This is a genomic window from Bifidobacterium sp. RTP21102st3_E2_RTP21102_210122, assembly GCF_040916945.1.
Classification (GTDB): Bacteria; Actinomycetota; Actinomycetes; order Actinomycetales; family Bifidobacteriaceae; genus Bifidobacterium; species Bifidobacterium longum.
Genome location: NZ_JBCPAN010000001.1, coordinates 214,182 through 230,797, shown reverse-complemented (window position 1 = coordinate 230,797; position 16,616 = coordinate 214,182). Strand labels below are relative to the sequence as shown.

The 16,616-nt window shown below is 60.3% G+C and carries 10 protein-coding genes; 3 read left to right on the top strand and 7 right to left on the bottom strand.

What is annotated here, in order from left to right:
* Window positions 1-431 precede the first annotated feature (431 nt).
* The 7 genes from AB5287_RS01055 to AB5287_RS01025 form a co-directional block, all read right to left on the bottom strand.
* Window positions 432-2,795, bottom strand: coding sequence for a glycoside hydrolase family 3 N-terminal domain-containing protein (locus AB5287_RS01055; protein ID WP_368220392.1), 2,364 nt, complete (start codon window positions 2,793-2,795; stop codon window positions 432-434).
* A 195-nt stretch (window positions 2,796-2,990) separates the two neighbouring features.
* Complete coding sequence (locus tag AB5287_RS01050) at window positions 2,991-3,722, bottom strand: TetR/AcrR family transcriptional regulator (protein WP_095346416.1); 732 nt, start codon at window positions 3,720-3,722, stop codon at window positions 2,991-2,993.
* Between the two features lie 59 nt (window positions 3,723-3,781).
* Window positions 3,782-5,059 (bottom strand): glutamate-cysteine ligase family protein, encoded by a 1,278-nt coding sequence (locus tag AB5287_RS01045; protein WP_288668092.1) that lies wholly within the window; start codon window positions 5,057-5,059, stop codon window positions 3,782-3,784.
* Between the two features lie 259 nt (window positions 5,060-5,318).
* Window positions 5,319-10,238, bottom strand: coding sequence for an acyl-CoA dehydratase activase-related protein (locus tag AB5287_RS01040; protein ID WP_368220390.1), 4,920 nt, complete (start codon window positions 10,236-10,238; stop codon window positions 5,319-5,321).
* A 226-nt stretch (window positions 10,239-10,464) separates the two neighbouring features.
* The gene (nrdG, locus tag AB5287_RS01035) at window positions 10,465-11,193 is read right to left on the bottom strand and encodes an anaerobic ribonucleoside-triphosphate reductase activating protein (protein WP_181365456.1); all 729 of its coding nucleotides are present in this window, start codon (window positions 11,191-11,193) and stop codon (window positions 10,465-10,467) included.
* Window positions 11,194-11,340: 147 nt separating this feature from the next.
* On the bottom strand, window positions 11,341-13,749 hold the full coding sequence (gene nrdD, locus AB5287_RS01030; RefSeq protein WP_217061897.1) for an anaerobic ribonucleoside-triphosphate reductase: 2,409 nt from the start codon (window positions 13,747-13,749) through the stop codon (window positions 11,341-11,343).
* A 298-nt stretch (window positions 13,750-14,047) separates the two neighbouring features.
* Window positions 14,048-14,197 carry a hypothetical protein gene (locus tag AB5287_RS01025; protein ID WP_162094058.1) on the bottom strand — a complete coding sequence of 50 codons (150 nt, stop codon included), beginning with the start codon at window positions 14,195-14,197 and terminating at the stop codon, window positions 14,048-14,050.
* A gap of 19 nt (window positions 14,198-14,216) precedes the next feature.
* Between AB5287_RS01025 and xseA the strand changes: the two genes are divergently transcribed.
* The 3 genes from xseA to AB5287_RS01010 all read left to right on the top strand — a co-directional run bounded on the left by xseA (window position 14,217) and on the right by AB5287_RS01010 (window position 16,587).
* The gene (xseA, locus tag AB5287_RS01020) at window positions 14,217-15,587 is read left to right on the top strand and encodes an exodeoxyribonuclease VII large subunit (protein ID WP_007053905.1); all 1,371 of its coding nucleotides are present in this window, start codon (window positions 14,217-14,219) and stop codon (window positions 15,585-15,587) included.
* A 49-nt stretch (window positions 15,588-15,636) separates the two neighbouring features.
* Complete coding sequence (locus AB5287_RS01015) at window positions 15,637-15,939, top strand: exodeoxyribonuclease VII small subunit (RefSeq protein WP_007052480.1); 303 nt, start codon at window positions 15,637-15,639, stop codon at window positions 15,937-15,939.
* 123 nt (window positions 15,940-16,062) lie between these two features.
* Window positions 16,063-16,587, top strand: coding sequence for an NAD(P)H-dependent oxidoreductase (locus AB5287_RS01010; protein ID WP_007053904.1), 525 nt, complete (start codon window positions 16,063-16,065; stop codon window positions 16,585-16,587).
* The last annotated feature ends 29 nt before the right edge of the window (window positions 16,588-16,616 follow it).

Sequence of the window (16,616 nt, the reverse complement as noted above, 5' to 3'; positions counted from 1 at the left end):
GACCAATCCCGGACCACCCGCGCTTCCATCATACGGCCGCGGCCCACTCACCGCACGGAGCCCGAACCACCCGAACGCGGCGACGTAGTTGCGGGAGGCGGGCTGGCGCTGTAGGGTGTGCGGGAAGTTCCTGACGTCTACTTTTCAGGAGGTGAATCCTCATGTTCACCACGTTTTCTCTGGCCATCATTCTCGACTGCACCGTACGCATTGTGCTCGGCACGGCATTGGGCGCGCTGATAGGGCTCGAACGCCAGTTGCGCGCCCGAAGTGCTCGGCGTGCGCTGGGATGTGGAGCACATCACCACGTCCGACTGAAACGTCCGACTGACGCTGACCAGCAACATCGCAACAGTACAACAAGCCAACAAGTGGGATGGGACATCGAGCCTCATCCCACTTTGTTATTATCCGGCGATTGTCAGACTCACTCACGCCACGGTGAACGTGGTGCGCTTCAGGTCCTCACGGCGCGAGGAGTGGCCGATGAGCAGTTCGAATTCGCCGGGCTCGACGATGCGGTTGGCGTCCGGGTCCACGATCGTGCAGTTCGCCACCGGGATCTCGAAGGTGACGGTCTTGGTCTCGCCGGGTTCCAGTGCGACGCGCTGGAACGCCTTCAATTCGCGGTCGGTCCAGCTGTAGGAGGTCACGATGTCGCCGATGTAGGCCTGCACGATCTCCACGCCGGCGCGCTCGCCGGTGTTGGTGAGGGTGATTTCGGCACGTACGGTGTCGGTTTCGGCGAATGTGCCGTCGGCGTTGCTTGCGCCGCCCGTAATGGTCGGTTCGCCGTATGCGAACGTCGTGTAGCTCAGGCCTTCGCCGAACGCGAACGCCGGATCCTGGGTGAGGTCGGCGTACCGGTCGCCGTGCTGGCCGCGAATCTGGTTGTAGTAGACCGGCAGCTGGCCCGCGTGGCGCGGGAAGGTGATCGGCAGTCGGCCCGACGGGCTGGTCAGGCCCAGGATTATTTCGGCGATGGCCTGACCGCCGCGCATGCCCGGGTTCGGCGCCCACAGGATGGAGCCGGTGCCGGTTTCAGGGTCGCTGACGCGCTTGGCGAACACGCCGTACTCCCCCACGATGGAGGCGGGCAACACCTGCGGCTTGGAGCTGATGAGCACGGTGACCATCGGCTTGCCGGTTTCGCGCGAGACGGCGGCGAGCGCGTCGAGCAGGGCGTTCTGGCCACCGAGCAGTTCGAGCGTGGCGGTGGAGCAGGTTTCGCCGACCAGCTGGACCACGTCGCCGACCACGGCCACGATCAGATCGGACTGGCGAGCGTTGGCCACGGCTTCGTCGATCATTGCTTGATCGACGGCGGCGGAAACGCCGATTTTCGGGCGAGGCTGGCCGTCCGGGTAGAACTCGCCTGCGGGGTCAGGCACGAGGTCGATGACGTTCGCGCCGCGCGAGTAGACCACTTCGCAATCGTCGGCGGTGAGCTGGGTCAGGCCGTCGAGCACGGTGGTAATCATGTCTCGAGGCTGGCCATCCGGCATCCAGGAAACCTGACCGGAGTTGCCGGTCCAGTCGCCGAGCTGGTTCTGGGCGTCGTCGGCGAGCGGACCTACCACGGCGATGCGCTTGACCTTGTTTGCGGCAAACGGCAAAGCACCGTCGTTGCGCAGCAGTGCGACGGATTCGCGGACGAGTTCCAGGTTGATTTGCTGGTGTTCGGCCGAACCGATGACCGCCTTGATACGTTCGGCGTCCGGCAGACGCGGGTCTTCGAACAAGCCGAGGCGGAATTTCAGGGCCAGGATGCGCGAAACGGCGTCGTCGATCAGCGATTCGTCTAGAAGGCCGGTCTTCACGGCCTCAATGGCACCCTCGTAGAACTGTGGGGTGGTCATGACCAGGTCGTTGCCGGCCTTGACCGCGTCTGCCGCGGCGTGCACGTAATCGGGTTTGACGTGCTGCTCCCATACCGAACGGCCGACGTTGTCCCAATCGGTGATCAGCGTGCCGTTGTACTTCCATGCGCCGCGCAGCTTGTCGGTCAGCAACCATTTGTTGAATGTGACCGGCACGCCTTCAATGGACTCGTAACCCAGCATGAACGTACCGCAACCTTCTTTGGCCACGCGCTCGAACGGCGGCAGGAACCAGGATTCGAGCTTGCGGTGGGAGAGGTCCGCTTCGGAGGCGTCGCGGCCACCTTGGGTTTCGGAATAGCCGGCGAAATGTTTGGCGCAGGCCAGGATTGCGTTCTTTGGCAGTTCCTCACCGGCCTTGGCACCGCCTTGATAGCCCTTGACCATGGCGGAGGCGAGTTCGCCGATCAACATCGGGTCTTCGCCGAAAGTCTCATCCACACGCCCCCAACGGGTATCTCGGGCGATGCACAACACAGGAGAAAACGTCCAATGTACACCGGTACAAGAGACCTCCTCGGCGGTAGCACGGCCGGCGGCCTTGACCTTGTCCGGATCCCAGCTGACAGCCATGCCGAGCTGGGACGGGAAAATAGTGGCGCCCGGCCAGAAGGAGTATCCATGGATGCAGTCATCTCCGATAATCAACGGGATGCCCAGACGCGTCTTCTCATTGACGGTCTTGGCGGCACGAGATAAATCCTCGGGGCTGGTATGCAGAATGGATCCGACATGCTTATTCACGATGAGATCCTCAAGATCGCCGCCGCGGGCGTCAAGCTGCATCATCTGGCCGACCTTCTCTTCAAGTGTCATACGAGAGAGCAAGTCGGCGATTCGCTCACCAGCGGGCAAATCAGGATTCTTGTACGGTAAGGTTTCAGCAGTTGCGGCAGGCGTAGTGTTGTCGGTCATACGAAGTCGCTTTCCTCAGTGAAATCGAACAGTTTTTTAATTACCAATTGGTAGTTTATCTATTGACAGCATACAACACGCTTACGCCGCGCGCATCACATACACCAAAACGACCGTATGTATGCGACCCCTTCGTTCGCCCGCATACTTACTGCCGCTATCAAGCACAAGCCTCGGTTCAAGGCACACAGCGAATCAGCGACACCCGTCCCATATCGGCGAAGGAAATATCGCCGGCTCCAGATCGGCCCATTCATCGCATAAGTCAATGGCCGGCCCCCGTAACCACCTCAGTTGCACACCATCCATGATCTCCAGAGCATGGCGCAACGTGGGCCGGACCTCCTCAAACGAGGTGAATTCGGAAGGCAGGTTCCAGTTGTATGTCGAATAGTATTGCCATATTGAATCCCGACGATTGGCAAACTCGTCATGTAACGGATGCGCAGGATTGAACGATTCGACCTGCAATATCGAGAACAGCTGAACAAGCATGGGGCGCGTGGAATTGCAATGTACCAAGAACCTCAGATATGCGGGCAATCTGAAATCATCGGGCCCTGAACCAGGCAGGCCGGAGGCCATGAAGTCTTCCACACTGCCAAACGTGTTGTAATTCTCGTGATACACCGCGGCAAGCAGGTTATCTTTGCTAGGAAAATATCGCAAAACTCCCTGCTTGGTAACACCGACCGCATCGGCCACATCCTGCACAGAAGTACCGTTGTAGCCACGCTCGGAAATCAGTCGCACGGCGGCATCGAGAATTTCCCGCCGGCGTTCCCCCGGCGACTTGCGAACACGCTTATGCTGCAATGAATTCCCAGCTGTCATATCCGCCAGTCTATCCGCATTCTCCCCACTCCCATGCGCAACCACATCCAATATCCTTGGCCGGATATGCAAAACGGTGCCAAAACAAAACATTCTGTCATGCCTTCGACACCGATATCGCGCAATAGATTTTTCTGTATATGCTTCTTCGCTTACTCCTGGAACACGTCGGGATGCTTCAGATCGCCGGGGATGTCGGACAAAAGGCCTTCGAGCCCCAGGAATTCCTTCCAGAAATCGAGCGGCTGGCCGTAGGGCGTGGCTTCGCGCCCGTGGGCCTGAATGTTGGCCTTGGCCTCGAACACCTCTTCCTCGCTGATGCCCTCGAAGTAGCTTTCCAAGCGGTCGCGATGCTCGGGCACGTAGAACAGAGAGGACACAATCTCCGTCAGACGCTCGGCACGCTCGATCGGCAGTGAATCCCAGTGACGCAGTTCGATGAAGTTCTTCAGACGTACGTCATTGAAGTGCGTGGAGATGATGTGGTTGATCTCGTACGGGTTGAGTTCGCGGTCTGGATACACCTCCCCCGCGTTCTCACGGAACGCCGGGCGATGCAGTTCCTTGGGGCTTGCTCCAGAAGCCACAGCTTCAGGGGTATGGGTCAGGTCAGCGAACATGAGCGGCGTGGACAGCACGTCGATGGCGTAATCCTCCCACCCATAGCGCGGGTCGAACAGGCCCGGCAGCACATTCGTGCGCTGGAAGTCGAGATAATCCCACATGCGCTGGCGCAGCAACGGCCATGGGTTCGTCTCACCTTCGAAATACGGGGTGTTGCGGAAGAAGTACGCCAGAATCGGACCGATGACGGTGCCCAACCGCAGTTTTTCGATGGAATCGCGCTCGTCCACGTAGTCGATGCTGACCTGGGTGGAGGCGGAGCAACGCATCATGCATGGGCCGAACTGACCCACGCGGCCGAGGTAGTCGGTCATTGCATCGTAGCGATCCTTGGGGTTGACCGGCACATCCGCAAAGCTGGATTTGGGCTGGTAACCGTAGTTGACCAGTCGGAAGTCGAGATCGTCAAGAATCGGGGCGAGCTCGCGACGGAACTTGGAATACAACGTATTCAGGTCGGACGGCTTCTTCAGAATGCCGATTGAAGTCTCCACCTGGCCGCCGGGTTCGAGCGAGACGGCGACGCCGGGGCGCGCGAGCCCCACCAGATGGCCGTTCTCCCAGTATTCCTTGTCCTCGTCATAGTAGGGTACGAGACGTTTGAGCAGCGTTTCGATGCCGTTCGGCTCGTAGTAGGTTACGGCGGTGTCGTCGCTGTTGTGCACGGGCAGGTGCTCGATCTCCACGCCGAAGCCGCCGGCGCCCCGCTGGGAGCGACCGTTCTCAAAGAACTTGAGCAGGCTTTCGACGTGCTTGGGGTTCGGCTTGGCGAGCAGGTGCGCGTAACTGATTCGGGGAGTAACCATGCTTTGTATCGTATTCGAGCCGGCCGGTGCGCGTGCCCGAAAGCCCGTAATACGCTATACGAAAAACCGATAGCAGGCTCCGGCCCGGTTTCTCGCTCTAGAGACTCCCCTCAGTCGCTGCGCGACAGCTCCCCTCACAGAGGCCGAGCCGTAAAGCGGACAGCCCAGTGGGCTGTCCGTAGGCGAGGGTGAGCCGATAGGCGAACCAGCATGTCGCGAGCGAAGCTCGTCCTTAATTGCGGACGAGCCAGAGCATAAATCAGTCCGCGGAGGTGAAGCCCTGCGGCTCGCCGGCCTCGGCGAACTTGGCGTTGTGAGCCTTCTTGGCGGCGGCGATCATCAGCTTGATACGATTGAGCTGGTTCGCCTCGGAGGCACCCGGATCGTAATCGATGGAAACGATGTTGGCTTCCGGGTGCAGGCGACGAATCTTGCCGAACATGCCGCGGCCGGTCACGTGGTTGGGCAGGCAGGCGAACGGCTGCGCGCAGATCACGTTCGGGCAGCCCTGTTCGATGAGCTCCAGGATCTCGGCCGTCAGCAGCCAGCCCTCACCGGCCTGCACGCCGATGGAGGTGACTTCGGCGGCCTTCTTGACCAGTTCAGGCATCGGCTCGTCCTGCTTGAACTTGCCGTTCGATGTGGCCAGCGCGGCCTTGATCGGCGCGTTATACAGATCGAGACTCTTGCGCATCAGGGCGTAGAGCGTCTTGTTGCCGCCCATGCCAAGGTTCCTCTCGTTCCAGTCGGTGATGTAGGGGCGGGTGGTCATGAATTCCATGATGCCGGGCACCACGGCCTCGCAATCCTGGGATTCTATGACGTCGACCACATGGTTGTTCGCGTCCGGCTGGTACTTGACGAGGATCTCGCCGACCACGCCGACGCGCACCTTGCGTGGGATGTCACGCAGCGGCAGGTTGTCGAAGGACTTCACGATCTCCTTGGCCAGCACGTTGTACGGCAGGTATCCCTTCCTGATGCCCGGCGCCTTGGCGGCGGTCTTGGAATAGCCGTGGTGTTCGATGGTTTCGCGCACGATGGTGTCCCACAGCTCGTACAGCTTGTTGGCCGAGCCCTTCTCCACTTCGTACGGGCGCACGCGGTAGAGGCACTTCATGAGCAGGTCGCCCAGAATCAGCGCCTTGATGGCACGGTGCAGCAGGGGCAGGGTGGCCTTGAAGCCGGGGTTGTCTTCGAGGCCTTGGGTAGAAATGGCGATGACCGGAATCTGCGGGTAGCCGGCATCGACCAAAGCCTTGCGGATCAGGCCGAAGTAGTTGGTCGCACGGCACATACCACCGGTCTGGGTGATGGCGAGCGCCACCTTGTCCGGATCGTACTTGCCTTCCTGAATCGCGCCGATGAGCTGGCCGATGACCATGATTGCCGGGTAACAGGCGTCGTTGTTCACGTATTTGAGGCCGGTTTCCACGTCGCCGCGGCTCGCGTGCTTCAGGATGTCGAACTTGTAGCCGCCGGAGCGGATGACCGCCTCGACCAAGGACATGTGGATCGGGCTCATCTGAGGGCCGACAATCGTATAGTTCTTCTTCATGTCCTTGACGAACTTCTCACGATGCGCGTATCGGGACATGGTGGCGTTGTTGTGGCCGGACTTCTTGGCGTTCTTGGCGTTCGTCACACCAGTAGTGCCGTCCGAAGTGCCGTTCTTGCTGGCGACTGCGGCCTGCAGGTCGCGTTCGGCGGCGCGCTTGGAGGCGGCGCGCATGGCCTTGGTGAGCTTCGGGTTGGCGGCCATGGTGCTGTCAAGCAGAATCTGGCGGCCGGGGGTTGGCGCGGTGGAGCCGGTCTTGCGGAATCCGGTGGACTTGGGGCCTTGCACGGCCTTCGTCGCGGCGGCTTCGCGGGCCTTGTTGGCTTCGCGCTCCTCGACGGCGGCCTTGAGCGAGCGCAGTCGAATCTTGGCAGCGCCCAGGTTGGAGACCTCGTCAATCTTCAGCAGCGTGTACACGTCCGCCTTGTCGGCCAGGATCTCGGCCACCTGATCGGTGGTGATGGCGTCGAGACCGCAGCCGAAGGAGTTGAGCTGCACGAGTTCGAGGCCCGGATAGGAGGCCACGAAATGCGCGGCCGCGTACAGACGGGAGTGGTAGGCCCACTGGTTGGTGACGCGCAACGGCATCTTGGTGACTGTGCGGTCGCCTACGTGGCGGAATCCGGCGGCGTTCTTGGAGCGCGGGTCGGCTTCGCCTTCCGAGAGGAATTCGGTGAGGTTGAGCTTCTCCCCCGGCTGCAGTTCGCAGATGGAATCCTCGGAGAGCACCACCATGCCGAGCGAGCAGATGGTTTCGGGGATGCCGTGGTTGATTTCGGGGTCGATGTGGTAGGGACGGCCGGCGAGCACGATGCCTCGGCAGTTGTGCTCCTTCATGTAGGCGAGCGCGGTCAGGCCCTCCTGCTGCACGTCGTGCTTGAAGACCTTGTCTTCGGCGTATGCGGCCTTGACTGCGGTTTCGACTTCCTCACGGGTGACGTCGGCCCAGGCGAACTCTTCGAGGATGCGGTCGACCATGAGCTCGTGGTTGGCGAGATTGAAGTACGGGTGCATGTAGCGCACGCCGTCCTCGCGCAGTTCGGGCATGTTGGCGCCGACGACGAGCGGATAGTTGGCCACGACCGGGCAGTTGTAGTGGTTGTCCGTGTTGGGCACGAGGTTCTCCTCGTAGCTCACGCACGGGTAGAAGATGGTCTTGACGCCCTTGTCGAGCAGCCACTTGATATGGCCGTGCACCAGCTTGGCCGGATAGCAGATGTTTTCGGAGGCGATGGATTCGATGCCGGTCTCGAACAGCTCGTGGGAGCTGCGGCCGGAGATCATCACCTTGAAGCCCAGCGTGGTGAGCAGCGTGAACCAGAACGGGTAGTTCTCGTACATGTTGAGGGCGCGCGGGATGCCGATTTCGCCACGGGTGGCGGCCTTGTCGGTAAGCCTGCGGTAGGCGAAGCAACGCTTGTACTTGTAGTCGTACAGGTTCGGGCGGTCGGAGCGCTTCTTCTTGGCGTCGCCGCCGCGTTCGCAGCGGTTGCCGGTTACGAAGCGCGAACCGTCGGAGAACGTGGTGATGGTGAGCTTGCAGTGGTTCTGGCACAGCTTGCACACGTCACGCTCGGTGGTCATGCTCATATTGTCGAGTGCGTCGCCGGTCAGGATGGAGCTGGCGGTGTGGGTCACACCGTCCACGACAACGACATGGACTTCGGGCTTGGCCGTCTCGGTCTTCTTGAAGGCTGCGGCCTTGGGCTCGGACTTGGGTGCGGGCTCGGCCTCGGACTGTTCCTCGGACCCATCGGCCTTAACCACCACATCCAAGTGGTCGGCCTCATCCTGATAGTGCATGCGGGCGGTCAGGGCGGCGCCGAACGCGCCCATGAGGCCGGCGATGTTCGGGCGGGTGACCTGACGTTCGGTGAGCAGCTCGAAGGCGCGCAGCACGGCGTCGTTGAGGAACGTACCGCCCTGGACCACCACAGTGTCGCCGAGTTCGCCGGAATCACGCAGCTTGATGACCTTGTACAGGGCGTTGCGCACCACGGAGTAGCACAGCCCTGCGGCGATGTCCTCGATGGAGGCGCCTTCCTTCTGCGCCTGCTTGACCGAGGAGTTCATGAACACGGTGCAACGCGAACCGAGGTCCACCGGATGGGTGGATGCCAAAGCCTTTTGCGTGAATTCCTGAATCGTCAGGCCCATGGACATGGCGAAGGTCTGCAGGAACGAGCCGCAGCCGGACGAGCAGGCTTCGTTGACGGCGATCGAGTCGATGACGCCGTCGGTGATGGCCAGATATTTCATGTCCTGGCCGCCGATGTCGATGACGGCGGTGACGCCGGGGCTGACCATTTCGGCACCACGATAGTGGGCCATGGTCTCCACCACGCCCTCGTCCAGGTGCAGGCCGGTGGTGATGAGGCCTTCGCCGTAACCGGTGGCGCAGGAGCGTGCGATCCATGCGCCTTCGGGCAGCTCGGATTGGATCTTCTTGACGATGTTGATGGCGGCGGTCAGCGGGCTGCCTTCGTTGTTGGCGTAGCTGGACCAGACGATTTCACGGTCGTCGTTGACGAGCGTGGCCTTGATGGTGGTGGAACCGGCGTCGATGCCCAGGAAGTGCGGGCCATGCGCGCCTTCGAGGGTGCCGATGTGGATGTGTTCCTTATGGTGACGCTTGTTGAAGTCCTCGCGGTCGGCCTCGGTGGGAAACAGCGGCGGCATGGTGGGCGTGTTGGAGGGCAGGTTCTTCAGCTCGTCCAAACGCTTCAGGATTTCGTCGCAGGTGTAGGCCTCGAAATGGTGGCCCTGATCGTCGGAATCCGTGTCGGCCTGCAATGCCGAACCGTAGGCCACATACAGGTGGGCGTCGGTCGGCACGATGAACTCGTCGACCTTGCCTTCAAGGGCACGCTGGAAGGCGGCGCGCAGTTCGGACATGAAGAACAGCGGGCCGCCGAGGAAGATGACGGTACCGTGGATCGGGCGGCCGGAAGCCAGGCCGGCGATGGTCTGCGTGGCCACTGCGGTGAAGATGGAGGCGGCGAGATCAGGCTTGGCCGCACCATCGTTGATCAGCGGCTGCAAATCGGTTTTGGCGAACACGCCACAACGCGAGGCGATTGGATACAGGTTCTCGTAGCTCTTGGCCATCTCGTTGAGGCCTGCGGCGTCAGTGTCAAGCAGCGTGGACATCTGGTCAATGAACGCGCCGGTACCGCCTGCGCACGAACCGTTCATGCGTTGTTCGGGCGTGGGTTTCAGGTAGGTGATTTTGGCGTCCTCGCCGCCGAGCTCGATGATGACATCGGCCTGCGGGTATTCCTTGTCGATTGCCTCGGTTTCGGCGATGACCTCCTGAATGAAAGGCACATGCAGATTGTCAGCAAGCGCCAGACCGCCGGAACCGGTGATAGACAGGCGAATCGGCTCATCGCCTCGACCTAGTTCCACGAGCTCTTTACGGATGTCGACCAACAGGCCGGCCACGGTGGCACGCACGTTGGCGTGGTGGCGTCGGTAATCGGAGAAGAGGGTGTCTTTCAGGGAATCGGACTGATCAAGCACCACGGCCTTGACGGTGGTGGAACCGATGTCCAATCCCACACGCAGGGGCTTCGGGTGTGAAGCGGGCTTTACGCTCGCGTCAGTGACGATGTCAACCATGTGTTCCTCTTAATTCCGACTTCCGGGTATGTGCGCCTTCAGGCATCATGAGCCGTTTCGGGACGGCTGGCAGATACCTGCGGACGGCTTCGCCCGGCTACTTCTTCTGGAATATTAGTCCGACCACCTGCCCAACGTGACGCCGGGCATGGTGATTTCGCTCACGGGAAGGCCGTTTCCCAACAGTTCCGACGATATTGCTGAGTGCGGCATTCCGGACCTGCTACTACGAGGCCTGTTGGCCTTCGCCGGCTTCGCGGTCTCTCAAATAGATTTCGGGGATATCTCGTTCTTGATCGTGGAGCTTGGCCCAGATGACCGGTTCGCCGGCTTCTAGGGACTTGGACACATCGAGGATGCGCTGGTTTCTGGAGCCACGGAATTGCAGCAGCGAGTCCTTCTGGTCTTTGAGGTAGCGGCCGTCGACGAGGATGTCGATAAGATGCAGCAATTCAAGCTTGTCTGGTGTTTCTCCGAGGCGCATGAGCTCTTCCCATGTGTAGCCGGTCCACGACCAGATATCTTTGGTATGGCCGAATTCCTGACGGATACGTTGTGCGAGCGGCACCAGCACGGGAGTGTTGAGGAATGGCTCGCCGCCAAGGAACGTAATGCCTTGCACCCATGGGGCTTTCAGATCTTCGATGATTTTGTCTTCAAGTTTTTGCGTGTATTCGTGGCCGGCTTGGAAATCCCAGATGGAGGCGTTGAAGCAGTCGACGCAGTGGAAGGGGCAACCGGAGACGTAAAGGGAGTTGCGCACGCCTTCTCCGTCGGTGACAATGAAGGTTTTGTAGTCGGCGATCATCCGCTTGGACATGCGCCGGCCATCCCATTGACCGGCTTTCGGATCGTTGGCAAGACCGTTGGAGGGTACGGAGGGGCCACGCCCGGTCTCGCCGGCCGCAAAGTCATGGCGCTTGGGTTCGGGCTTGGTCGTATGCAGCTCCGGCATGATTCCCTCCTTACGGAAAGCATTAGCTCCCGCTGGCGGGAGCTGTCCGTCATCAGACGGACTGAGGGTGGTCAACACCATAAAGGATGACCGCCCTCAGTCTCGCTTACGCTCTACAGCTCCCGTCAGCGGGAGCAAGTATAAACCCTACTTGGTCTCTTCGAACCACTCGCGAGTGGTTCCGTCATCCAGCGTCACACGACCGGTTTCGCCGCTCATGTGCTTGACTCGGTGGGCAATTTCCTCGTGACGGCCGTGCACCATCGGGCGCTGGACCGGGCTGCCGAGATAGCCGCAGGTGCGCTTGGTGACGTTGCACTTGTCCGGGTTGGAGTTACCGCACTCCGGGCACTTGAAGCCTTCCTCGGTCGGCTCGAAGTCGCCCTGGAAGCCGCACACGAAGCAGTGGTCGATCGGGGTGTTGGTGCCCAGGTAGCCGATGCCGATGTTGTAGGCGTAATCCCACACGGCTTCGAGCGCCTTCGGGTTGTCCTGCAGGCACGGGTACTCGCAGTAGTTGATGAAGCCGCCGGAAGCGTAGTACGGGAAGTCCTTCTCGTAGCTGAGCTTCTCCATCGGGGTGGGCTGCAACCACACCGGGTAGTGGAAGGAGTTGGTGTAGAAGTCGTGGTCAGTCACGCCTTCGATACGGCCGAACTTTTCACGGTCCATGCGGTTGAAGCGGTCGGTCAGGGATTCAGCCGGAGTGGAGTACACGGAATAGTGGTAGCCCTCCGCTTTGCTCCACTGCTTGCACAGCTCGTTCATGCGCTTGACGATGGACAGCGCGAACTCCTTGCCTTCCGGATCCCAGCCGTGGTCGCGAATCCAGTTCTTGCCGTAGAAGACCGCGGTGGTCTCGGCAAGGCCGATGTAGCCGAGCGACACGGTGGCACGCTCGTTCTTGAACAGCTGGTCCACGTTGTCGTTGGCACCAAGACGACCGAACGCACCGAAGCGGAACAGGGTCGGGGCGTTGACCGGGGTGGCTTCCTTGCAGCGCATGATGCGGAACTGGAGGGCCTGGTGGGCCACTTCCATGCGCTCCTCGAACAGCTTCCAGAAGCGAGCCTTGTCACCGTGGGATTCGATGGCGATACGCGGCACATTGACGGTGACCACGCCGAGGTTCATACGGCCGTCTTCTTCATCCTTGCCGGTCTCCGGGTTGATCCAACCCTGCAGGAAGGAGCGGCAACCCATCGGAGCCTTGAAGGAGCCTGTGATCTTGACGATGTTCTCGTAGAACACCACATCCGGGTACATGCGCTTGGTGGCGGACTCGAGGGCGAGCTGCTTCAGATCGTAGTTCGGGTCACCCGGGTCGGCGTTCACGCCGTGCTTCACAGTAAAGACGAGCTTCGGGAAGATGGCGGTGTGGTGTTCCTTGCCGAGGCCGCGAATACGGTTCAGCAGGATTGCGCGCTGCACTTCACGAGAGAACCAGTCGGTGCCGAGACCAAAGCCGACAGTCACGAACGGGGTCTGGCCGTTGGACACACGGTTGGAGTTGATCTGGTATTCCATGGTCTGCATGGCATCATAGATGGCCTTGCGGGTACGAATCTTGGCGAGGATTTCACGCTCCTGCTCAAGTTCGTCAACGTCGGTGTGGAACGGGGTGTCCATCGGCAGCGGTTCACGGGAACCGAAATGCAGCTTGGCGGGCTCGTTCTTCTTGGCGCTCTCGACCTGACGACGGGCGAATTCAACCGGCATGCCGTCGGGGATGGTCTCACGAGCTTCCTCAAGGAACTTCTCGTAATCCTTCTTGGCATACTGGGCAAGATGCTCGTCGGCACGGTTGGCGGTCTGGCCACCATACTGGCTGGAGGCCACGTCCTTCATGATCTGGGTAATCTGGGTGGCCGCAATGGCGATGGACTTCGGGGAAGCCATCGGAGCGTTGCCAAGAGTGAAGCCATTGGCCAACATGTCCCAGAAGTTCGGCAAAGAGCAGTTGGACTGGGCAGTGAACGGCGAGTAGTCGGCATCGTGGAAGTGAATATCGCCCTTCATGTGGGCGTTGGACACCGCCGGCGGCAGCATGTTGAACGCGGCAGCCTTGGACACGGCACCAGCCAGCAGATCACGCTGGGTGGAGTAGACGTTGGAATCCTTGTTCGCGTTCTCGTGAATCAGGGTCGGGTCATGATTAATGAAGCGAGCAACGGCCTCGTTCACATCAGTGGCCTTGGCACGCTGAATGTCCTTGTCGAGACGGTAATTGGTGTAGGCGCGAGCCACATCGTACAGGTGGGCGTCAATGAGGGCGTGCTCCACGAGATTCTGGATGTCCTCGATTTTGGCGGGGCCGGTGTAACGCCCCTTGATTTCGCCTTCGACTTGGTTGGCGAAACCACGGATCATGGCATCTTCTTCGGGGCCGACTTCCTTGTTCAGGTCACCGAAAGCAGACTTGACCGCAGAGATGATGTTGATGGGGTCGAAGTCGACCACACGACCATCACGCTTCTCAACGAGCACGGTGGAGGCCTTGGCGGCCACCTTGGTCTCGTTATCGGTGACGGTTTCCTCCAGCACCTGTGCGCCCATCGGGCACCCCTTTCCTATAAGGCGAACACTCTCCTGAGTTCCGCATTTTGGCCGCACTCGACGTGGGCCACACGAAATTACATTGATATCGTTTTCTTGAACCTCTAGAAGAATACGGCATCCCCACCCCTATATCTAGTGCTCAACAGTGGTGTGTCGAACTATTTATAGGGTTTTTCGGCTATTTTTCGCCAAAACTACAAGTGTGTGATTAGCGTAACTGTTTTCTGCTCGCGTGTCGCACAGCGAGCTCACTGACGACTCTCAATCGTCAGTGCAACGCATATCTCACTCCTCTTCATAGCACCCGTTTCTTCGCCATAATGACTCCTTTCTTCTGATGCACCAGACCATCTCCATCATCGGCTGATACATCGCTTCGTACGGTTCTTGCATTCATCATCACACCGTTTTCAGGCGACGGTAAATTTTTACCGTCATCAACCAACGCACTTATAGTGGAGTGCATGACTACTGCAATGGGCTACTCATCTACCGGCCGTCCACCGACCGCCGCTTCACTGGCCTCGTCTGGCTTTGAGCCGGGTCAAGGCACTTTCGCGCCCGATCGGGGCGCCATCAATCTGCCGAATGAGCCTCGCCCTATCGATCAGCTGCCTGCACGCGCCGCTGAAACCACCGCGCAAAATCCGTGGCCGGTAAGCGTGCTGAGCCAGAAGTTCTACGGTGCCGTGGAACGATGGCCGTCCGCGTGGGTCACCGGCCAGATCACGCAGATCAATACCCGTCGCGCCGGCTCGGCCTACATCACGCTGCGCGACGACTTCGAGGATATCGCCATGGAAGTCAATGGCTTCGGCAGGTTCGCGGCCGCAGCCAGCCAGTTCGTTCAGGGCGACCGCGTGGTGATTCACGGCAAACCGAACCTGTGGATGAAGCGCACTTCGCTGTCGTTGCGCGGGGACACGATTCTCAAGGTCGGAGCCGGTGGCAGCCTCAAGGCCATGATCGACGAATTGCGCAAGCAGCTTAAGGGCGAGGGCCTGTTCGATGCCGATCACAAACTGCCTCTCCCGGAGTTTCCGAAGACTATTGGCCTGATTTGCGCACCTCAGGCACGTGCGGAAGGCGATGTGATCACCAATGTGAACCTTCGTTGGCCTTCCGTAACCTTCAAGGTGGTCCATGTGCATGTTCAGGGCGAGCAATGCCCGGCCGAGGTGGTTCAGGCCATTGCACAACTCGATGCCGACCCGAGCGTGGATGTGATCATCGTGGCCCGTGGCGGCGGCTCGTTTGAGGATCTCATCGGTTTCTCGGATGAGCGTGTGGTTCGTGCGGCGTATGCCTGCACTACACCATTAATCTCCTCCATCGGGCATGAGGATGACTGGACATTGCTGGATCTGGTCGCCGATCTGCGCGCCTCCACCCCTACCGATGCGGCCAAGCGCGTGGTGCCGGATGTGCGTGAGCAGTCGCAGCTCATCGAAGGTGCCATCGACCGTATGCGACTGCGGGTCCGTTCGCGCGTGGAGAACGAGATTCGACTTATCGAGGGATATGCGAACCGCCCGAGCCTGACACAGCCGCACACCATGCTTGAGCCTCATCAGCGCTTAATTGACGACTCGTTGCAACGGCTCGATATCGGGCTGCGACGCATCGTGGACGATGCCCAGCTCACCGTCGAGCGAGCTCACGCCTCACTGACCGCACTCAGCCCGCAATCCACGTTGAACCGAGGCTATGCGGTGGTGCAGTCCGCCGATGGCCACGTACTAGACGATGCTTCGCAGGTAAGCCCTGGGGATGGCATCACCGTCACCTTGAAGAAGGGTGTCATTACCGCAACCACCACATCCGCAACCGCGTGACACGCCATACGCAGCCACGCATATATACCGTATATATAAGGAGAACATCATGACCGAAAACGCCACATCCACCGACATGAACACCCCCGCCACGTCCCTGACGGACAAGGAACGCGAGCTCATCGCCCAGATGCCATATGAGGAGGCGCGCGACAAGCTGATTCAGGCTGTCCAGGCACTGGAAACCGGCGGCCTCAATCTTGACCAGTCGATGCGTCAATGGGAGATCGGCGAGGCCTTGGCTAAGCGCGCCCAGGGTCTGCTCAACGACGTCCGTGCCAAGCTCGACCAAGCACAAGCCGAGCAAGCCGCCAACGAAGCCACCGCAGGCACGCAGTCCAACCTCGACTGAGTTGCCTCCCGGCGCGGCATCCCGCGGCTCGCACCTGAGTCCGGACTGGACTGAGTTCTGCTTCCCGGCATACGATAGTGGTGATTAGGCCACATTGGCAGCAGTTTATAGAAGGGAAATCCCATGTCAACGTTGATTCTTGTATTCCATCCGCATCTTAAGGACGGCTCGCGCGTGAACGCCCGCCTGCTCGCCGAACTCACCGCACAGGGCGAGGACGACATCATCGTGCGCGACGAATACGCCGAATACCCGAACTTCTCCGTCAACGCCGACACAGAGCACGAGCTGCTGGAGGCTGCCGACCGCGTAATCCTTCAGTTCCCGTTCTACTGGTACTCCTCCCCCGCGCTACTCAAGGAATGGGAAGACGAGGTCATCACCGCCGGCTGGGCCTACGCCGGAGCCCATGCGTTGAAGGGCAAGGAGCTCAAACTGGTGGTCACCACTGGTTCCGACGCCGCCAAGTACCGCAAGGACGGCGAGTACAGCCACACCATGGAGGAGCTGCTAAGCCCGTTTGAGGTCGTGGCGTACAAGGTCGGCATGAACTATGCTGAGCCGTTCCTGGTGCAGGGCACCGCCACCATCGGCGATGCGGAGCTGGATCAGGCCGCCGCCGATTATGTTTCGGCGATTTTGGACTGAATAAGCTGAGGCCGGGTGCAAGTCGCACC